This is a genomic window from Mycobacterium sp. 852002-51163_SCH5372311, from assembly GCF_001667115.1.
Classification (GTDB): Bacteria; Actinomycetota; Actinomycetes; order Mycobacteriales; family Mycobacteriaceae; genus Mycobacterium.
In genome coordinates, this window is the sequence record NZ_LZIJ01000020.1 from 37745 (window position 1) to 58055 (window position 20311).

The window sequence follows — 20311 nt, forward strand, 5'->3', positions numbered from 1 at the left end:
GGTCGGAAGGTCCAGAGGAGTGCGAGTAGGGCGCGCCGGCACCGCAGAGTCAGTGTGGTTCAAAGCCCGCCAACAGTCCGCTGAGCCGCTGCGCCAGTTCCGACTTCTTGACCTTGCCGGTGGCGGTGAACGGAAGGTCCTGCTTGGCGGTGACCCAGATGAACTTCGGCACCTTGTACGCCGACAGCCGACCACGCAGTTGCGTCCGCAGGGCGTCGCCGTCGAGCGTCGATTCGCCGCGTGGCACCACCGCCGCGGCAACCACCGTCCCGTCGTCACTCTCGGCGCCGACCACGTACGCCTCGAGCACGCCGTCGCAGTCGGCAAGCGCCAGTTCGACTTCGCTGGGCGTGACGTTGGTGCCGCCACCCGTCTTGATCATGTCCCCCAACCGCCCCGTGAACCTGATCCAGCCGTCGTCGTACTCGACGCCGCAGTCGCCCGTCCGGTAATAGCCGTCAGAGGTGAACACCTCCTCGCGCTCACGCTTGTGCAGGCGTTGCATCAACGAGTATCCGCGAACCCAGATTTCGCCCGGCGTGCCGAGGGGCGCCGGCCGTCCTGTCTCGGGATCGACGACCAGATGGTGCAGCCCTTCGATTGGCAGGCCGCCGGTTTCGGATCGATCAGGCGGCTGCGGTAGATACGGGTCGACGCCGATGTGATTGCCGCACAGCTCCGTCATCCCCAGACCACTGGACCCCTTGGGCTGACGCTGGGGTGGCACCATCGCGGGCATGCTGGTGCGTTGCACCGAGGTCAGATCGCGTGCGGGGAAATCGGGATGCTCGGCCAGTGTCTTGCCCTGCTGTGGCCAGCCCAGCGTGATCGTCGCGCGGTGGCGCTCCATCAGCTCCAGGGCCTCGGCCGCGTCGAACGCGGGCTGGGTGACCAGGGTCGCGCCGTGGTGGATCACCGCATGCAGTCCGGTGATCAGCCCGCCCACCCAGAAGAAGGGCATGGCGGTGAACATCACGTCATCCTGGGTGACGCCATACATGAACGTGAGGTTGTAGGTGTGCCGTACGAGGGCGCCCTGGCTGTGCACGGGCCCCTTCGGGTCGCCGGTACTGCCTGAGGTGTAGATGATCGTCACGTCGTCAGCCGGTGTGACGCACGATTCCACGTCGATGAGGAAATCGGCGTCGTTAGCCGACAGCCCGCTATCGGTGTGGACCGTTGTCGTCCAGGCCCGGTCGGATGGACCCCACACCGCGACGGTCCGCAGGAACGGGGCTTTGCGTACCGCGATGCGGTCTGGGTGGCGCTGATCGGCCAGCCCCGGCAGCGCCTCCTCCAGTCGCGCGAGGAAGTCGTGATTGCGGAACCGCGACCACGTCAGGATCGCCCGCAGGTCGGCGTGGCGGGCAGTCCAGGCCAGTTCGGAAGCCTGGTAGAAGGTGTTGAGCGGCACGGCAACCGCGCCGATTCGTGTGGTGGCAAACCACGCCAGTGCCCAGTCGACACTGTTGGGCATCAAGATTCCGACGTGATCGCCCTTGCTGATGCCCTCGTACAACAGGGCAGTCGCCAGTGCAGCCGAGCGCCGGTCGAGATCGGCATAGGTCAATTGCTGCCCGTCTGCGATGAGAAAGGGCTTGTCTCCGTAACGGGCTGCGCAAAACCGCACAAGTGCAGGAATCGTAGGGGAGATGGTCGGGAAGGGCATGAGCGCAGGATAGTAGCCTTTCCGGAAAACGATAACACTAGTTCTCAGTAAGCTGGGTCCCGCCTACAATGCCGCCATGGCCGCAGAATCGAGGAATTCGACCGCGGGCGACCGGCTGGACCGAGTGGAGTCGAGCCTCGCAATCAGTCAGCTACCCAGCAGGTACGCGATGGCCCTCGACGCGCGCGACCTCGACGGGCTGGTGGCATTGTTCGTCGACGACGTCGACGCAGGCCCGGAGGGTCGTGGCAGAGATGCGTTGAAGCGTTGGTACGACCGTGTGCTTCGGCGGTTCTACCGCAGCATCCACCTGGTCTGCGGCCAGCAGTTCGACTTCGTCGACGCCGACCGCGCGACCGGATGTATCTACTGCCGCGCCGAACACGAGGACGGCGACGGCTGGTACGTCATCACCATGCGTTACGACGACGTCTACGAGCGGCGCAACGGTCGGTGGTGCTTCGTCAAGCGACGCGAACATCCCTGGTACTCAGTCGATGTCACCGAGCGACCGGGACCGGACTTCATACGCTGGCCCACCGATCTCCCGTTGCGCGCAGCCATGCCCCAGCGGATGCCGACGTGGCGGGCCTTCTGGGCCAACGGAGATCCAGCGTTGCCCGAACGCCTGTCAGCGCAACCCTAGCAGTTTACAAGTCCACCAGAAACTGCCATTCTCAGAAGATGCAAACGGGCGTTTCCGCCGTTGCTGACCCGTTGGTGCGTTCGCGCTGGTGACACCGCGTCCTTGGAGGCAATCATTTCCGTCGATAGAGTACTCAGCGGTGTCCGCGTGCTGGAGGTCGCCGCGTGGACCTTTGTGCCATCCGCCGGCGCCGTGCTGGCGGAGTGGGGTGCCGAGGTCATCAAGGTCGAGCCGCGCGAAGGAGGCGACCCGCAGCGCGGCCTCGTCACGATGGGCATCGTGGACGAAGGTGGTGGCACGGTCAACTACATGATCGAGATACCGAATCGAGGGAAGAAGTCGATTGGGGTCGATCTGAGCACCGCTGGCGGCCGGGAAGTGATTCACAAGCTCGCAGCGACGTGCGATGTATTCCTCACCAGTTACCTGCCGAGCCGCCGCAAACAGATGGGCATCGACGTCGACGACATCAAAGCCGTGAACCCCGGCATCGTCTACGTGCGCGGGTCGGGCCACGGTCCAAAGGGACCCGATTCGGACAAACCCGGCTACGATGGCGTCTCCTACTGGGCGCGCGGCGGCATCGCCGCCATGCTGAGCGAAGACGCAGATGAGCCGGTGCGTGCGCGGCCTGCGTTCGGAGACCTGCTCGGGGGCATGACGATTGCCGGCGGAGTTGCGGCGGCGTTGTACAAGATGGCGACCACCGGCAAGGGGTCAGTTGTAGATGTCTCCCTACTCGGACTTGCGGCCTGGAACCTCAGCCCTGATGTCGCCGTAAGCCAGATTCATGGCGGCAGCTCCATCCCGAACTACAGTCACGCCGACGCGCCTAACCCATTGGTGGGTACCTACCGCACCAAGGACGACCGATACGTCCAGCTGATGATGCTGCAACTCGACAAGTTCTACCCGGAAGTGATGCGCGCCATCGGTTTACCGGTGTTGATCGACGACGAGCGATTCGCCGACCCCGCATCTCGATTCGCCAACCGGGCAGAGCTGATCTCGCTCATGGACGATGTCTTTGCCCAACGCACCCTCGCCGAATGGCGTGCACAGTTAGCAGGCATTTCCGGTGCGTGGGGCGTGGTCCAGACACCGGCAGAACTGTGCCACGACCCGGCAGTGACTGCGAACGGCTATATCGCCGGCGCCAAGACGATGAACGGATCGCCATACTCACTGCCCACCAACCCGGTCCAGTTCGATGAACAGGCGGTTGTCCCACCGGGGGCCCCCGAGCACGGCCAGCACACGGAGGAAGTGTTGATGGACGCGGGCTTCGACTGGGACACCATCATGGGCTACAAGGAGGCGGGAGCGATCCTATGAGCCCGACTGTGCCGCAGGCTGTTTCCGGGGACGCCGTCGAATTCGACCCGTTCTCGGAGGACTTCTTCAACGGGGCGTTTGACACTTACCGGCGCTTGCGCGACGAGGCTCCGGTCTATTACAGCGCCAAGTGGGACTTCTGGGCACTGACGCGCTACGACGACGTGGCACCCGCCACCAAGGACCACGAGACCTTCTCATCGGCAAAGGGTGCCACCTTGGACATGGTGCAAGCGCATGACGACGCGATACCGGTGCCCAAGGTGATCATCTCGATGGACCCGCCCGAACACCAGAAGATGCGCAGGCTGGTGAGCAACGTGTTTACGCCGCGCGCCATTGCCGCGCTGGAAGACATGGTGCGCGAAAAGGTCTACGAACGCATCCAGGCGCTTGACCCGGCCTCCTTCGACGTGGTGGCCGACTTTTCGGCATTGTTCCCGAACGAGGTCATCACCACCATGTTGGGCGTGCCGAGACAGGACCGCGATCAGATTCGGATCTGGCTCGATCTCCTGCTTGAGCGCCATCCCGGTGAGATCGCGACCACCCCAGCGGGTTTCAAGGCTTCGATGAATACCGGGATCTACTACTACAACCTCGTACGGCAGCGGCGTGCCCAACCCCGCGATGACATGATCAGCCGACTCATCGAGACGGAAATCGAGCGAGACGGGCAGGTGGAGAAGCTTACGGATGTGGATATCACCGGATTCGCGACCATGCTCGGGGGAGCGGGGGCGGAGACCGTCACCAAGCTCGTCGGCAACGCCATGGTCGCCTTCGCCGACTTTCCCGACCAGTGGCGGAAGTTACAGCAGGACCGCAGCAGGATTCCCGCGGCGATCGAAGAGTTGTTGCGCTACGAGGCACCGTCGCAGTACCAGGTCCGTACCGCAACCCGCGAAGTGATGCTGCACGGCAGGGTGATTCCGGAAGGGAGCGCCGTCCTGCTGGTCACCGGTTCGGCGACGCGGGACGAGCGGATGTTTCCCGATCCCGATCGGCTGGACATCGACAGGGAGCGCAAGATGGGTTTCAATCTCGCGTTCGGCTATGGCGTGCACAGCTGTCTGGGGGCGGCGCTGGCGAGGATGGAGAGCCGCATCGCACTGGAGGCGCTGCTCGACCTCCTCCCCGACTACGAAGTCGACCGCAGCGGGCTGCGGCGGGTAGCGATGTCCAACGTCTGTGGGTGGTCCAACGTGCCCGTGCGCAAGACGGGCTGATCCAGCGGCTTTCGCCGACCGTGGGCTAAGTGCACGAAAAGCATTGGTTCTGTGTGCGTTTCCCCCACGCTCGACGCGCCTGCTCGTTCGGTCAGGCGTCGACCATCGCCGCGATCGTGTCGACGACGCACGCCGGCCGGTCGCTTCCGTCGACCTCGACGGTAACCCGCACGGTGGCGCGACCGCCCTTGTCATTGCGGTCCACCTTGATCAGCTCGGCGCCCGCACGGATACGTGAATCCACGGGCACGGGTGCGGGAAACCGGAGCTTGTCGACGCCGTAGTTGACCTGCATCGACAAGCCGGTCACCCGGTAAATCTGTTGCACCAGAATCGGAACCAGCGACAGCGTCAGGTAGCCGTGGGCGATCGTTCTACCGTACGGACCTCTTGCCGCAGCCTCCGGATCTACATGGATCCACTGTCGGTCACCCGTCGCCTCGGCGAAGAGGTCGATCTCCCTCTGCGTGACCCGCCGCCAGTCGCTGTAGCCCAAGTGTTCGCCGACGTGGGCCTGGAATCCGGCGACCCCGTCGTAGATCTTCGGAAACGCAGGCGCCTGAGTCATGCCGCGACCTTGAGCCGCAACTGTTCAATCGCGTTGCCGCCCATAATCTTCGCCTTGTCCGTTTCCGAGATGCCGTCAAGTCGGTCGACAAAGCTCAGTGGGTCACCGATGCCCTCGGGGTGAGGGAAGTCGGAGCCGAACATCACGTGGTCCTCGCCCATGATGTCGACGATTCCCTTGACGTCGTCTTCGAGGAACGGGTGAATGTATATATTGCGCTTGAACACCTCGACGGGATGCTCGTCGAACTCCTTCGGCATGATCTTGTATGCGGTATTGAGCTGCTCGAGCAGATTGCGCACCCAGCCGCTGCCGTTCTCGACGCAGAAAATCTTCAGGTCTGGGAAGCGCGACAGCGCGCCATGGCAGATCATGGCGGCCAGGGTGTCCTCGATGGCGCGGTGGCCCATCACGACCTCGCGTAGCGCGCTCGGTTTGAAGGACAGGTACTCGTCGCCGCCCTCCCACTCCATGAGGTGCTTTTGGTAGCCGCTGTCCGAGGCATGCATGGTGACCGGCATGCCGGCGTTGACGACCTCTTCCCAAAACGGGTCGAACTCGGGCAGACCCATGGATCGCGAACCGCCGAAGCGGCTTGGCACCGGCGCGGGCCGGACCAGGAATGTCTTCATACCGCGCTCTAGGCCCCAGTGAAATTCTCTGATGGCTTCGTCCACCAACGGCAGGCAGATGACGGGGGTCGGAAAGATCCGGTCGTGGTAGTTGAACGTCCAGTGTTCGTGCATCCACTCGTTGAGCGCGTGGATGATCGCGTGGGTGAGGATGACGTCGTCGGTCGTGCGTTCCTCGATCAGGCTGGCGAGAGTCGGGTACATCACGCACTGGTCGATGCCCAATTCGTCCATCAGCTCCAGCCGAGGCGCGGGCGCCTGGTAGGCGGGGATGACATCCATTGCCTCACCGACGAACTCGCGGAAGTTGAGACCTTCGGGATTGTTGCCGAGGAAGTAGTCCTCGGCGCTGCCCGGCCTGGCGACGCGCGCGAATGTCGGGTTGGGGATCATGTGGCTTATGTGGTCCTTGACGACGAGCTTGGGCCTGCCGTTGACCTCGACGTAACCGACTTTTCCGCGGTGCTCCTTCGGCAGGTACTTGGTGAGTGCGTCCGTCGTCTCGTACATGTGGTTGTCGATGTCGAAAACCGGATACGGCAATGAACGGGCAGACACCGGACTTTCCTCCTGCGCAGTGAATATGAGCATTTACGTAAACTGAGAATGACGTTATCACCATGATCCATCAACATCCAGATCGGGGTGACGCTACTCGGTCAGGCCTTCATTCACGCACGGCATTCCACGCATCGACAACGGCGCTGGACCGGGTGACGGTGGCGAGCAGGGACAAGGTGTTGTCGATGATCGAATCTGCGTACTCCCGCGGGTATCCACTCACCGCGTCGCGTGGCAAGACGAACTGGTAACCGCGGTTGACCGCATCCATGACGAAGTTCGTGATCGCGACGTTGACCGAAACACCCACTCCCACAATGGTCTTGATGCTCAGGTTGCGGAGCACAGCGTCGAGGTCGGTACCGCTCATCGGGCCCAGGCCGTGGATGCGAGTGAGGACGAGGTCGGTACCGAGCGGGCCCAACTCCGGCAGTACCGAGGCTCCGGCACTGCCGGGCGTCAGGTCGGCGGTGAAGGACTTGCCCGCCGCGAACAGTCGTGCGTTCGTGTTGGAGCCGCGACCGTCCGCGCGCCGTTGAACCACGCAATGCACTACCGTGACACCGGCCGCCCTGGCGGCGCCGAGCAGTTTGGCGATGTTGGGCACGGCTTCGCGACGGGCCTCCTCGGCCAGCAGTGGAAGGCCGGCCTGTGGTCCTATCACGCCGCCCTGGCATTCCTGGGTCACGAGCGCCGTGGTGGCAGGATCGAGCAGGTCGCGAAGGCTTGGTTGTGGCATGAGAATACACGTTATCGCGTGCCAGCAGGCGATTTCCAGGAGCGGACCCGCTGCAGGCACCGGAGCTTGCGCTGCGCGAGTCGGTGCGGCAGCCTGATGGCCTGAGAACGCGTCATGCCGCGATGAACTCCGAGGCGAAAGCACGCGAACGGTCGACGACTTCGGCCCGGTCGAAGCCGCGCGGCGCGATGGTGAGCCAGGTGACACCGGCCGCCTCGAGCCGTGCAATGGTCGTGTGACGTTCATCGGCCGATTTGGTGTCGTCCAACAGGTTTCCCGCCGAGAAGCAGATGTCCAGTTGCGCGGTGCGGCCGATCTCGACCGCGTACTGCTTGGCCCAGTCAATGGCGCGTTCCAATTCATCGATGGTCGAGATCTCCGCGGTGCGCGACGCCGCGGCGTAGCCGAAGGTGTTGAATGGGGCCCATCCCTGGGCGCGCGACACGGCACGGCGTACGGCCGGTTTGCTGTTGCCGCCGACCCACACCGGCGGGGGAGTCGCCGGCAGCGGGCGCAGCCGGACACCGCGGGCGGCGAACGACGCCCCTTCGTAGGCAATGTCCTCGCCGGTGAGCACCTTGTCCAGGACGTCGAGGGCCTCGTCGAGCAGAGCGCCGCGGTTGTCGAAATCGATTCCGAGGGCCCTGAATTCGGGCTTGAGGTATCCGGCGGCAGTCCCCAGGATAAGCCGCCCGTTCGACAGTGCGGCGAGGCTTTGAATCGATTTGGCGCCGAGAAACGGGTTGCGGTAGGCGGCGATGTAGACATTGGTCAGCAGCTTGAGGTTGGTTGTTGCGGCCGCGGCGAAGGCCAACGCGACGAAGGGGTCAAGGGCATGGTGGCCACCGTGGTCGAGCCACTTTGCGTCGGGTGCGGGGTGGTCGGTGACGTGGACTGCCGCGAATCCGCTTGCTTCGGCCACTCGTGCGATGTCGGCGATCGCGTCAGCGGTCACGAATTCGTCGGCCGTTTCGACACGTTGGGTGGGCAGTTCGAGGGAGAAGCAAACGGTCACAAGGGTCCTTTCGGTCCGGAGACGAGCGTGGCGAGGCGTTGGGCGTGGTAGTCCGGGTCGCCGAAGATCAACTGGGTGGCTTTGGCGCGCCGGACGAACAGGTGGGCATCGTGTTCCCAGGTGAACCCGAGGCCGCCGTGGATGTGCATATTGTCGAGCGCAACCTGGAGGAAGGCTTCCGAACACACCAGCTTCGCGACCGACGCGGCCGTAGGCAGGTCATCGGTGCCCGCCGCTTCTGCCGCATGCGACTCGGCCGAACGCGCACCCTCCACCCGGACCAGCATGTCCGCGCACCGATGCTTCACCGCTTGGAAACTGCCGATCGGGCGACCGAACTGGATTCGATTCTTGGCGTAGTCGACGGCCATGTCGAGGCAGCGTTGCGCGGCACCGACCTGCTCGGCCGCCAACGCAATGACGGCGAGGTCCGATGTGCGCGCCAGGAAGTTCTCGGCGCCACCGTCGGGTCCGATCAAATCCGCTCGCGCGCCGTCGAACTCCACCCGGGCCAGCTTGCGGGTGCGGTCGAGTCCGGCCAGCGGCGTTCGGCGCAGCCCCGGTGACTCGGCGCTTACCGCAAGCAACGAGATGCCCGCCGATGTGCCGGCCGCTACGAGTACGACGTCCGCGGTGTGACCGTCGATCACCAGCGGTGCCTCGCCATGGATTTGATAGCCGGTGCCGTCGCGGTCAGCCCGGCATGTCACAGCGGCGGGGTCCCACGCGTCGAGTCGGCCGTTGAGGATCAGCGTCGCGGTGGTAGAGCCATCGACGAACCCGGGTACGAACCGTTCCGCAGCCGCGTCGTCACCGCTGGACAGAACGGCCTGGCTCGCCAGCCCAACGGTGGCAAAAAAAGGGGAGCACAACAGCGCGCGCCCCATCTCTTCGAAGACCACTGCCAGTTCGGTCACACCAGCGCCCGCGCCGCCCCATCGCTCGGGTACGGCAATGCCGTGCAGACCCAACTCGCCGGCCATCTGGCGCCAGGATGGCTCGTCGTACCCGGTGTCCGTCGACATCAGCTTGCGTACGGTCTCGCGGGGCGATGTGGCAGTCAGGTAGTCGCGGACGACGCTGCGAAGGTCTTCGGCCTCACTTGTCGGCACGCGCGACCTCCCGGTTCAGCAGCGCCTCGGCGTCGACGGGAATCCACCTGACCAGTGCAGGAACCCGCAGGCTCATTGCTTCCCGCCGATCACGTTGGCCGTCAGTGGCTTTGATGGGGTCATGCCTTCCTTGCCCTGGCCAGCTCGCCCCGCGATAGCCATTGCCGGACCAGGATAGTATGTTTCTTGAAAATAGAGAATAATCATTCTCGCGCGAAGGAGCGACGCAGTGGCGACCGAACTCGACTACGGTATTTTTGACTGCGACACCCACTGCTACGAGACGCGGGATGCGTTCACCCGCTATCTGCCGGAAAAGTTTCGGGACCGGGCCATCACCACTGTGCGAGGGGCGGACGGCGTCGAGGTGATCCTCGCGGGGCATCGCGTCGCCACCTTCAACAGCGAAGGGGGCCTGGGTCTTGATGTTGCTTACCGGCCCGGCTCACTCAAGGAGATGCTCAAGCAGATGGGATCGGGCAACCCTGAGGAGTCCTACGAGCCGCAACCCATGCAACCGGAATTCATCGAGCGTGCTGCCCGCCTAACGGTCATGGCGGACCAGAACATCGAGCGCATGGTCATCTATCCCAGCGGTATGGCGCTGGCCGCCGAACACTACGTCGACGACACGGCGGCACTGTATGCCAATCTGCGCTCGTTCAACCGATGGTTCGACGAGGAATGGGGTTTCAACTACGAAGAAAAGATCTTCGCCACGGCGCTGATGTCGTTGCGCGACTTGGATTCTGCGATCGCCGAGACGGAGGCGATCCTCGCACAGGGTGCCAAATTCGTGCTGCTGCCGACTGGGCCGGCTTACGGCCGGTCACCCGGCGACCCGTACTTCGACCCCATCTACGCACGTTTGCAAGAGGCCGGCTGCATCCTGGTGTTCCACATCATGCCGTTCTGGTACTTCAATGCGATCTCGCCGGCCTGGGGGCAGAATTCCGACCCTGCCTCGTGGCACATGTCGGCGTGGCAGTGGATGAACATCTACGGCCAGCGGCCGATCGAGGAGACGCTGTCCGCGCTCATCTTCGACAACCTCTTCGGTCGCTTTCCGGGTCTGAACGTCCTCGTCGCCGAGCACGGGGCGGAATGGGTGCCGTTCTTCGTCAGACACATGGACAAGAGCCGCGGCATGGGCCGCAACGGTCCGTGGATCGGCGGGAAACTGAACGAGCGGCCGTCGGCGATCTTCCGGCGTCATGTCCGTGTCGTGCCGTACCCCGAGGACGACATCCCGGCGATCGTCGCGGGCATGGGATACGACGACTGCCTGGTAATGGGTTCGGACTATCCGCACGCCGAGGGCCTGGCTGTGCCGAGCGAGTTCGCCAACCTGCTCGATCCGCTCGACGACGCCTCGAAGCGGCGAATCATGCGCGACAACGCCGACCAGCTGCTCTCGCGCAGCTGACACGCGATGGCTGACCAGAACTCAGGCGTGGTCGATTTCGAGGTCGACCTCGACCTACTGCGAGTGTCGGCGCGGGAGTTTCTGGCCGAACGCGTTGAGAAGGGATCTGTCAAGGACCTCGCGGCGATGGATTGGACCGGGCTGCTCGTCGATGAGGTGATGGGTGGCGCAGGCTGGCGTCCTGTCGAGACATGCCTTGTGGCCGAGGAACTCGGGCGAGCACAGGACGGGTCGGCGTGGTTTGGCACGACCATGGCCGCCGCGGCACTCGCCTCGGCGCCCGAGGAGGTCAGGGAACTGTTACTGCCCGGCTTGCTCGCCGGCACTGCGACGGCGGGCTTTTCGACCTTCGACGACTCCGTACGGGTCATCCGCGGCGATGACGTTGATGTAGTTGTTCTTCTGGCGCGCAACGGGATTCACTTGTTCTGCGACCTGGATCCCGCACGGTTCACGTTGGATGCTGATCTGCTCGACGTCACCAGAACGGTATGGCGGGCCGATCTCGCGGACGCGCCCAGCGCCTTGATCGGGTCGCGCGAACGGGCGGACGAGCTGATCTCCGTGGCTCGGTTGCTCGTCGCGGCCGATTCTGTCGGCGCCGTATCGATGACCCTTGAACGGCTGACGGCATATCTCAAGGAGCGCGTCGCGTTCGGTGCGCCGATCGCGAGTTTCCAGGCGATTCAGCACCGTCTGGTAGAGCTACTGCTCTTCGAGGTCAAAGCACGCGCCGTAGTCATGAGGGCGGCGCGTGCAATTGCCGTCGCCGACGAAAGAGCGACCGCGCTGGCGGCGGCGGCGCACGCGTTCGTAGCGGCCAAAGCCACTGCCGCCGTGGACGACTGCATGCAACTGTCCGGCGGCATCGGATTCACCTGGGAGTACCCGCTGCACTTCGAACTTCGTCGTGTCTTCACGAACGCTCAGCTGATAGGCACGGCGCGGTCGAGTCGGGCGCTGCTGGCGGAGGTGTCAGGCTGGTGAGCGTTTTCGGGAACCGACCTTCACGCGCACAGCTGTCCGAATTCAGGAGTCGGGTCAGGGCACACATCGCCGAACATGCACCGGCGTTCGAAGCGCGCGAGGGCCACCGCGCCCCCGAAACCGCCGAACAGGAAGCCCTGCTTCGCAAGTGGTTTGCCAGCCTGTTCGATGCGGGGTTCACCGGCGCGGACTGGCCGGTCGAATACGGTGGGCGCACCGATTACCACCCACTGCATGACCGCATCGTGAGCGAGGAGATTCTGCGCGCTCGCGCACCACGGCCCGTCGACCAAGTCAACTTGGCCGCACACGTCTTGTTGCACTTCGGTTCTGAAGAGCAGAAGCGCACGCTGCTGGCACCGATCCGGAGCAGCGAGCACGTCTGGTGCCAGCTGCTCAGCGAGCCCGATGCCGGCAGCGATATCGCGGCAGTACGCACCCGCGGTGCGCCGCAAGCCGATGGCAGCTGGCTCGTCGACGGCCACAAGATCTGGATTACCGACGGACACTGGGCTGACATGGGCCTCGCCCTGATCCGCACTGATCCGACTTCGTCGCGCCACCACGGACTCTCGATCTTCGCCGTGCCGCTCGCTGCGGACGGTGTCGAGGTTCGCCCGATCCGCACGATCGGTGATGCGATCGAAGTCAACGAGGTCTTCCTCACCGGAGTTCGGCTTGACTCCGGCAGCCTGATCGGTCAGGTTGGCCAAGGTTGGTCGATCATCATGGCGGGCTTGGACTTTGAACGGTTCGGCATCGGCGGCAACGTCATCCTGCTGGAATTGTTGATCGACGACTTGGTCGCCGTGGCCCGCCACGTCCATGTCGACGGCGCGCCGGCCCTGGAGTCCGGCGACATCCGCCAGCAGGTGGCCGAGTTGGCGGTAGAGGTCGAAGTGGCCAAGGCGTTCATCGACGACCACGTGGAGCGGCTGACAATGGGTGACGAACAACCGGGTGACGGCTCGATCGCGAAGTTGAGTTTTGCCGAGACATATCACCGAGTCGCGGCCTATGGGGCGGAGCTGGCAGCGTATGCGACAGTCGGCGGGACGGCAAACCGTGATGTAGCGCAGGCCAAACAACGGCTACGTGAATGCTGGCTGTGGTCGCGCGCCTACACGATATCGGGTGGCAGCTCGGAGATCATGCGCAACATCCTCGCCAAACGCCGACTGCACCTGCCGAGCCGGTGACCCCTCATCCCGCTGCGCAGACCTACTGGTCCCTGATCGAGACCGCAGCTCGAGCGCATCCGGATCGGGTGGTCCTCGCCGATGACTATGGGCGCTGCCTGTCCTGCGCACAGCTGCGGGAATCGGCGCTGACGTGCGCGGCGGCGCTGGCCGAGCGGGGAATAGGCGCGGGCACGGTGGTGACATGGCAACTGCCGACCACCCTGGAGACGATGGTCGTCATGGCGGCACTGACACGTCTTGGCGCAGTTCAGAACCCGGTGCTACCGATTTGGCGGGCGAGCGAACTGCGCTTTGTGACAACGCAACTCGCTACCGACGTCATCATTGTTCCGGGTGTGTGGCGCAACTTCGACCACGCCGCACTCGCGTATCAGCTCGCTGGTGAACGTGCCGTTGCGCGGCCGATGTCCATCGTGGTCGTCGACCACGCCGCGCCCATCACCGGCGGGCTTCGGCTGCCTGCCGGCTCGCCCGAGGCGCTGCCTGAGCCGCCTAGGAGCAGCGAGGACTCGCGCTGGATCTACTATTCGTCGGGCACGACGGCGGCGCCGAAAGGCGCACGGCACTGCGACCGCTCGGTCATCGCCGGCTCGGCGGGGGTTGTGGGCATCGTCGGCGCTTCCAGCAGCGACATCAACCCGATCGCGTTCCCGGTTTCGCACATAGGAGGCGCCGCCATGCTCGCCGCGGCTCTCCGTACCGGCATGCGGCTGGTGCTGTTCGACGTGTTCGATCCTGTCGAGACCCCCATCGCCATCGCGGCGCATCGGCCGACCTTGTTGGGCAGCGCGACACCGTTCTTCGTCGCGTTTATGGCGGCACAGCGGGCACACGGCGCCGAGCCGCTCTTTCCCGATCTGCGGGGATGCGTCGGCGGGGGTGCCCCGATCACCGCGGAGTTGGGTCACCAACTGCGTCAGACCTTTTCGGTCAACGGCGCCGCGAATTCCTGGGGTTTGACCGAGTTTCCCGTAGCCACGTCGCAGACGCCGGAGGCTGCACCGGATGTCCTCGACCGCACTGTCGGACCGCCGGTGGCGGGCGTGTCGGTGCGAGTCGTCGACGAAGCGGAGCGGCAGGTCGAATGCGGGGTGGAGGGGGAGCTGCGCCTCAAGGGGCCGCAGTGCTTCCTCGGCTACGTCGACGCCTCCTTGGATGCCCACGCGTTCGACGCCGACGGCTGGTTCCGCACAGGCGATCTGGGCCGCATCGAGGACGACGGAAACGTCGTCGTGACCGGACGAATCAAGGATGCGATCATCCGCAATGCGGAGAACATCTCGGCACTGGAGATCGAGGGCGTACTGGCCGCCGACCCAGCGGTGGCCGACGTCGCGGTCATCGGCGTGCCCGATGAGCGAACCGGGGAGCGCGTCTGCGCCGTCGTCGTCGTGCGCGCCGGCGCAACGGTGACGCTGTCGTCGGTCTCCGAACATTGTAGAGCGCGAGGGCTGAGCAAGCACAAAACACCCGAACGGCTCGAAATCGTTGATGCGCTGCCCCGCAACCTCACCGGCAAGGTGCTCAAGACCGAATTGCGTGCCCGGTTCGGGGGCCAAACGTAATGTCCCACAATTCGATTCGACATGCGGGTGAGGACCGCAGTCGAACCCGATTAGACGCCGATGAGCTCTTTGAGGTTGCCGCCCATCACTCGCGCCGTGGTCGCCGCCGGAAGGGCCTCGAGCTCCTTGACGAAACCCGCAGGGTCGGCCAGTCCCTCGGGATGCGGGAAGTCTGACCCGAACATCACGCGATCCGCACCGAGAATGTCGATGAGGTGCGACATGTCCTCCTCGTGAAATGGGTTGACCCACACATGCCTGCGGAAGACATCGCAGGGATGCTCGCTGAACTCCCGCGGCTTCTTGCGGTACACCCGATCGAACACATCCATCAGCCGGTGAGCCCACGACCCGCCGTTCTCGACGACACCGATTCGCAAGCCCGGAAACCGCTCGAATACCCCGTGTGCGATGAAGGCCGCGAGGGTGTCGAAGATGTGGCGGCTCTCCTCGTAGATGAAGCCGCGGAACTTCGTCAGCTGGAAGCCCTGGAACTCGTCGCCGCCCTCCCAATCAGAGAGGTAGCGATCGTAGCCGGCGTCGGAGTTGTGCATCTGGACCGAGATGCCCGCCGACTCGACCAGCCTCCAGAACTCGTCGAATTCCGGCAATGCCGGTGAACGCGACGTACCGTCCTCCCGCGGGACGGGCGCCGGACGGATCAGCACCGTCTTGGCACTGTTGTCCAAACACCACTCGAGCTCTTCGACGCCCTTTGCGGGATCGTTGAGCGAGATTGCCGGGACCGCGAAGATGCGGTTCTGATAATTGAACGTCCAGTCGTCGAGCAGCCAGCGGTTGAAGGCGTGGGTGACAGCATGGGTGAGCTCGGTGTCGGACTTTGTGCGTTCCTCGAGCATGCCCGCCGTGGTGGGAAACATCACGGCGCCGTTGACACCTTGGCGGTCCATCAACGCCAGGCGCAGGTCAGGACGACGGAACTCGTCCGGGCAGCGGATCGGGTCGGCGAGTTCCCGCAGCGTTTTGCCCTCCGGATTGATCCCGCGGTAGTAATCGGCCCACGCGCCCGGGGTGGGAATGACCTCGTAAGTCGGGTTCGGAATGCATTCGGTGACCACACCAAGGATCTGCAGCTTCTTGCGGCCGTTGACGTCGATGAACTTCAGCGCCTCGGAGTACTTCTCCGGCAGATACCGCGTGTAGGCGTCGATGGTTTCGTACATGTGGTTGTCGGCGTCCCACACTTCCAATGCCTTGCCGCTCACCCGCACCTCCAACCTACTGAGAATATTGATTCTCAACTTAGCAGAACGGTGGTATCCAGACCTAGAAGGGTCACTCGCCGGCCAATGCTGCCAGTTCGCGCTTGACCACCTTGCCGACGTCGTTGCGGGGCAACTGCTCGACGAAGACCACGCGCACGGGAACCCGGTAAGGCGTCAGACGTTCGCGACACCACGCGATCAGATCCTCCTCCGACGGGTCATCCTGGTGACGCGCGACGAAGGCCCACGGCACTTCTCCGAGCCGTTCATCGGGTATCCCCACGACGGCGGCTTCCCGCACACCATCGGCGGCCAGCAGGACGTCCTCCACGGCGCCCGGAAACACCTTCAGGCCACCGCGGTTGATCATGTCCGATACCCGGCCGTCGAGCCACAGGAAGCCGTCGTCGTCGAACCAGCCGAGGTCGCCGGTGTGAAACCAACCGTCGTGGGTGAGGCGGTCCAGGAAGGCTGGATCGATTTTGCGGGCGGCCGTCGTCGGCGTGCGCACCATCACCTCGTCGTCGACGATCGTGACGTCGATGCCCGGCAGCGGCCGCCCGACCGATCCCAGTTTGGTGTCGCCCCATTCGCGCGCATCGGCGGCCGACCAGCCCACGACCTCGCCGCCGAGTTCCGTTTGGCCGTAGGAGTTCAGCACGATAACCCCGAACTTGTCCCGGAAACGGGCCGCCTGTACCGGCGAAAGGGGGGCGGTGATCGACCGGACGATCTTCAGCGGCGATAGGTCGTGGACCGAGTCGTCGTGCAGGACCATGGTCAGCGCCGCTGGTGGCAGCACGGTTGAGCGCAGCTTGTGTTGCTTGACCAGCGCCGCGAAATCCGACGGGGAGAACCGGTCCATCAGCACGACACCCGACCCCGCCCGGAAGGCGAACAGTACCTGGTAGATACCGGCCCACAGGGACAACGACAACGGGACCAGATTCGGCATGGGGGGCCGCTTCGGTTGGTCTGTAACAGCTTTCGTCCCGCGGAGTTTGAGCAGCAGCCGGTCGATCAGATCCAGCACCGTGCTGTGGCGAAGGGGCACCGGCTTCGGCGGACCGGTGGTGCCCGACGTGAACTGCAGCAGCGCGACATCCTGGTCGTAGGAGTCGTCGTAGCGCCGCAGGACGGCGGTGTGGTCCGGCGACGCGGTTGTTGCCCATCTCAGCGAGTCACCGGTGATGACCGGCAGGCGAAACGCCGAGAATCGTTGTGCAAGTTGAGGAGCAGTGATGACGACGGCGGGGCGCAATGTCTCCACCTGTGTCACGATTTCGGCATCGGCCGCCCTGGGGTTCAGTGGTGTGTACACGCCACCGGCGCGCCATGTGCCGAACAGCGCGGCGATGGTCGTGGCGTCGTTGGGCAGCATCGCGGCGACCACCTGTCCCGCCGCGAGTCCGCTCTTTACCAGCATCGTGTCGAGTTGTTCGGCGCTGGCCGCGAGCTCGTCGCGCGACACTGAGGCGCCGAGCATGTGTACCGCGACGTCGGGCAGGCCGTCCAGTAACTCCGCGAGACTCACGAATCAGCCTCTAGCGGAGCCCAGTTCGGAGTTCGCCTGTCCGCGAACGCAAGGGGACCCTCGCGTTGATCCGGATGCCCCCACATCGATGTCAGATGCTTCGCACCTTCGCGGCATGCATCAGTGAGGCCATGTTCGAGTGCGCCCCACAGCGCGCGCTTGGTGGCGCGCATCGCCGCGGGCGAATTCCGGGCGATTTTTTCGGCGAGCGCCTGGGCGACCTCGCGCAGCTTCTCGGGCGGGTCGACGACCTGGCTGATCATGCCGAGTTCGTATGCGCGCTGGGCGCTGAGCCGTTCGTGGCTGCCGACCAGAGCCATCCGCAGCACGGCCTCGGCGGGCATCTTGCGCATCAGCGCGATGGTCTCCAGGGCACTGACCTGACCGATGGAGACGTGCGGATCGACGAAGCTCGCATCCGACGATGCGATCACGACGTCGGCGTCGGCCACCCAGTGCAATCCACCGCCCGCACAAACCCCGTTCACGGCGGTGATGACCGGCTTCTCGACGTTGCAGTGCCACGCCGTCAACTTCAGGTCCAGCGTGCGCATGGTCTCCTGGAACTGAAGCACGGCCTCGCCTTCGAGCTCCGCGACGTCGGCTCCCACCTGGAAAGCCCGCCCGTTACCGGTGTGCACGATGACGCGAACGTCGGAGTCGGTGTTCAATTCGGCCCAGGCTCTGGGGAATTCGTCACGCATCACAGCGTCGAAGGCATTGAGGCGGTCCGGCCGGTCGTTGATGATCCAGCCGACTGGTCCGCGCCGCTCGACCACCAGCCTCTGGTACGTCATGAAACCTCCAAAGCGTCCGACAGCGGTTGCCACTGCGGCGTGCGCTTCTCGTGCCACGCCCTTGCGCCTTCACCGTGATCGGGGTGATTACGCAGCCGCCAGATTTCGTCGGCGGCATCGTTGCGGGCCTGCGTCATGCCGACTTCCAGGGAGTGCCACAGCGCCTCCTTGGTGGCGCGCATCGCGGTCGGCGAATTAGTGGCGATCCTGGCGGCGAGCCGGCCCGCTGCTTCGCGGAGCTGATCGGCCGGCACCACCTGGGACAGGATGCCCAACTCGTAGGCACGCTGCGCGGAGATGCGTTCACTGTTGCCGCTCAACGCCATCCGGGTGATCGTCTCCATCGGTGACTTGCGAAGCAGCGTGATTGCCTCGTAGGCGACGGCCTGGCCGAGCGATACGTGCGGGTCGACGAACGATGCCTGCTCGGCCGCGATCACGATGTCGGCGTCGGCCACCAGGTGCAGACCGCCGCCCGCGCAAACACCGTTGACAGCTGCGATCACCGGCTTCCACACCTGGCAGTGCCACGACGAGATCTTCAGCTCGGCATCCCTGGTCCGGCGGGAATGCCGGCGCATTGCTTGCTTGTCGCGCGCCACCTGCACCACGTCCATTCCGGTGCAAAATGCCTTGCCGTTGGCCGTGTTGACGATTACTCGGACGTCGGGATCGGCGTCGAGGTCGGCCCAGGCGGACTCGAGCTCGTCGAGCATCAACGAGTCGAACGCGTTGCCGGCGTCCGGCCTGTCCAGGATGAGCCAGCCGATGCCGCCGGTCCTTTCCACCACCAGGCGCTGGTACGTGCTCACGAGCGCGGAATGTCCTTCCAGGGCTTGCCCTTCCAGGGATCCGGCTCCCTGGGCAGCCCGAGCACGCGCTCACCCAGGATGTTCTTGTTGATGTCGGTGGTGCCGCCCTCGGTGCCGTTGGCGAGGCTGCGCATCATGCCGTGGACGTCGCGCGGCAAGGAGTCCGGGTCGTCGGTGGCCGGCCAGGCGATCGCGTCCGTCCCCAGCAGATCGACCATCAGGTCCTGGATCTGCTGGTTCAATGCAGCCTGGTGCACCTTGCCGATCGACGACGCGGCGTCCGGCGACTGGCCGGCGGAAAGTGCTGCGCGCACACGGGCGTTCGTCCAGCCGCGGATCTGTTCTTGCGCCCACAGCCGCATGACCTTGTTGCGAATGACGGGGTCGTCCCACCTGCCGGTCTCCTGTGCCAGGGTTATCAGGCGGTCGGCGCCGGAGCCGCCCAGCCGGCCCATGCCTCCCGACCCGGATCCCGAAACCATCTGCCGCTCAGTGGATAACGTCGATGCACTGACGCGCCAGCCATCGTTGACCTCTCCGACGCGGTGCGCGTCGGGGACGCGCGCGTTGTCGATGAAGACCTCGTTGAACTCCGCCTCGCCGGTGATCTGACGCAGTGGTCGCACAACGACGCCCGGCTGACGCATATCGAGCAGGAAGTACGTGATGCCCCTGTGCTTGGGCGCCTCCGGATCGGTTCTCGCGAGCAGGATCGCGAAATCGGCCTGGTCGGCCCAGGTGGTCCAGACCTTCTGTCCGGAGATCAGCCAGTCTGCGTCTTCCGCCGAGCCGTCCCGAACCGCGCGGGTGGCCAGCGACGCCAGGTCGGAGCCGGCTCCTGGCTCGCTGAAGAGCTGACACCACTTCTCCTCGTTGCGCACAATCGGAGGCAGGAAGCGCAGCCGCTGTTCTTCGGTGCCGTGGCTGAACAGCGCTGCGGCGGCGTTGTTGAGCCCCAAAGGATTGAGCCGGTACAGCCGTAGCGGTCGCAGCGCCTCATCGATCGCTCGCGCGACCTCGTTGCCCACACCCAGTCCGCCGTATTCGCGCGCCCACGTCGGTACGACAAGACCGGACACGGCGAAGGCCGGATACCACTGCTGGTAGTCCGCGGGGCTGCGCACCGCCCGTAGCGCAGCGGGACTCTCGGCGGCGGCGATGCGCCAGGAGGCGGGCACCTCTGCAACGACCCAACGCTGCACCGTGGCCACGGCGTCGGCGACGCTGGTGGCATCGGTGATCGGCAGTGCTGTCAT

18 protein-coding genes are annotated in these 20311 nt (G+C 64.8%); 7 read left to right on the forward strand and 11 right to left on the reverse strand.

Going from position 1 to position 20311, the window contains the following annotated elements:
* Positions 1 to 49: 49 nt before the first annotated feature.
* Positions 50 to 1669: a class I adenylate-forming enzyme family protein gene (locus A5791_RS02410; RefSeq protein WP_067230422.1), complete on the reverse strand. Its 1620-nt coding sequence runs from the start codon at positions 1667 to 1669 to the stop codon at positions 50 to 52.
* 115 nt (positions 1670 to 1784) lie between these two features.
* On the opposite strand from A5791_RS02410, the gene A5791_RS02415 reads away from it, so the two are divergent.
* The 3 genes from A5791_RS02415 to A5791_RS02425 all read left to right on the forward strand — a co-directional run bounded on the left by A5791_RS02415 (position 1785) and on the right by A5791_RS02425 (position 4879).
* Positions 1785 to 2315 carry a nuclear transport factor 2 family protein gene (locus A5791_RS02415; RefSeq protein WP_067230550.1) on the forward strand — a complete coding sequence of 177 codons (531 nt, stop codon included), beginning with the start codon at positions 1785 to 1787 and terminating at the stop codon, positions 2313 to 2315.
* Positions 2316 to 2417: 102 nt separating this feature from the next.
* Positions 2418 to 3650, forward strand: coding sequence for a CaiB/BaiF CoA-transferase family protein (locus A5791_RS02420; protein ID WP_067230427.1), 1233 nt, complete (start codon positions 2418 to 2420; stop codon positions 3648 to 3650).
* Entirely contained in the window at positions 3647 to 4879 is a 1233-nt protein-coding gene (locus A5791_RS02425; RefSeq protein WP_067230431.1) for a cytochrome P450, read from the forward strand. Before A5791_RS02420 ends, A5791_RS02425 begins: the two co-directional genes overlap by 4 nt.
* Before the next feature lie 91 nt (positions 4880 to 4970).
* Here the strand turns inward: A5791_RS02425 and A5791_RS02430 are convergent, their stop codons facing one another.
* The 5 genes from A5791_RS02430 to A5791_RS02450 all read right to left on the reverse strand — a co-directional run bounded on the left by A5791_RS02430 (position 4971) and on the right by A5791_RS02450 (position 9506).
* The gene (locus A5791_RS02430; RefSeq protein ID WP_067230434.1) at positions 4971 to 5447 is read right to left on the reverse strand and encodes a MaoC family dehydratase; all 477 of its coding nucleotides are present in this window, start codon (positions 5445 to 5447) and stop codon (positions 4971 to 4973) included.
* Positions 5444 to 6637, reverse strand: a complete 1194-nt coding sequence (locus A5791_RS02435) for an amidohydrolase family protein (protein ID WP_067230554.1) — start codon at positions 6635 to 6637, stop codon at positions 5444 to 5446. The genes A5791_RS02430 and A5791_RS02435 overlap by 4 nt, the downstream gene beginning before the upstream one ends.
* A gap of 109 nt (positions 6638 to 6746) precedes the next feature.
* Positions 6747 to 7379, reverse strand: a complete 633-nt coding sequence (locus A5791_RS02440; RefSeq protein WP_067230436.1) for a cysteine hydrolase — start codon at positions 7377 to 7379, stop codon at positions 6747 to 6749.
* 112 nt (positions 7380 to 7491) lie between these two features.
* Positions 7492 to 8394, reverse strand: coding sequence for a TIGR03619 family F420-dependent LLM class oxidoreductase (locus A5791_RS02445; protein ID WP_067230440.1), 903 nt, complete (start codon positions 8392 to 8394; stop codon positions 7492 to 7494).
* Positions 8391 to 9506, reverse strand: a complete 1116-nt coding sequence (locus A5791_RS02450; RefSeq protein ID WP_067230443.1) for an acyl-CoA dehydrogenase family protein — start codon at positions 9504 to 9506, stop codon at positions 8391 to 8393. Before A5791_RS02450 ends, A5791_RS02445 begins: the two co-directional genes overlap by 4 nt.
* Positions 9507 to 9735: 229 nt before the next feature.
* Here A5791_RS02450 and A5791_RS02455 point away from each other — a divergent pair, with 229 nt between their 5' ends.
* The 4 genes from A5791_RS02455 to A5791_RS02470 are packed head-to-tail and all read left to right on the forward strand — an operon-like array spanning position 9736 to position 14686.
* Entirely contained in the window at positions 9736 to 10932 is a 1197-nt protein-coding gene (locus A5791_RS02455; protein ID WP_067230446.1) for an amidohydrolase family protein, read from the forward strand.
* Between the two features lie 27 nt (positions 10933 to 10959).
* A complete protein-coding gene (locus tag A5791_RS02460) occupies positions 10960 to 11919 on the forward strand; it encodes an acyl-CoA dehydrogenase family protein (protein WP_067230557.1) in 960 nt (319 codons plus the stop codon).
* Positions 11916 to 13118: an acyl-CoA dehydrogenase family protein gene (locus A5791_RS02465; RefSeq protein WP_067230448.1), complete on the forward strand. Its 1203-nt coding sequence runs from the start codon at positions 11916 to 11918 to the stop codon at positions 13116 to 13118. The genes A5791_RS02460 and A5791_RS02465 overlap by 4 nt, the downstream gene beginning before the upstream one ends.
* Positions 13115 to 14686 (forward strand): class I adenylate-forming enzyme family protein, encoded by a 1572-nt coding sequence (locus A5791_RS02470; RefSeq protein WP_067230451.1) that lies wholly within the window; start codon positions 13115 to 13117, stop codon positions 14684 to 14686. Before A5791_RS02465 ends, A5791_RS02470 begins: the two co-directional genes overlap by 4 nt.
* A gap of 50 nt (positions 14687 to 14736) precedes the next feature.
* Here the strand turns inward: A5791_RS02470 and A5791_RS02475 are convergent, their stop codons facing one another.
* The 5 genes from A5791_RS02475 to A5791_RS02495 form a co-directional block, all read right to left on the reverse strand.
* A complete protein-coding gene (locus tag A5791_RS02475) occupies positions 14737 to 15870 on the reverse strand; it encodes an amidohydrolase family protein (protein WP_067230560.1) in 1134 nt (377 codons plus the stop codon).
* Positions 15871 to 15982: 112 nt separating this feature from the next.
* Entirely contained in the window at positions 15983 to 17446 is a 1464-nt protein-coding gene (locus tag A5791_RS02480; protein ID WP_067230454.1) for a class I adenylate-forming enzyme family protein, read from the reverse strand.
* On the reverse strand, positions 17443 to 18243 hold the full coding sequence (locus tag A5791_RS02485; protein WP_067230457.1) for an enoyl-CoA hydratase/isomerase family protein: 801 nt from the start codon (positions 18241 to 18243) through the stop codon (positions 17443 to 17445). The genes A5791_RS02480 and A5791_RS02485 overlap by 4 nt, the downstream gene beginning before the upstream one ends.
* Positions 18240 to 19055, reverse strand: coding sequence for an enoyl-CoA hydratase/isomerase family protein (locus A5791_RS02490; RefSeq protein WP_067230460.1), 816 nt, complete (start codon positions 19053 to 19055; stop codon positions 18240 to 18242). The genes A5791_RS02485 and A5791_RS02490 overlap by 4 nt, the downstream gene beginning before the upstream one ends.
* The gene (locus A5791_RS02495) at positions 19052 to 20311 is read right to left on the reverse strand and encodes an acyl-CoA dehydrogenase family protein (RefSeq protein ID WP_067230464.1); all 1260 of its coding nucleotides are present in this window, start codon (positions 20309 to 20311) and stop codon (positions 19052 to 19054) included. Before A5791_RS02495 ends, A5791_RS02490 begins: the two co-directional genes overlap by 4 nt.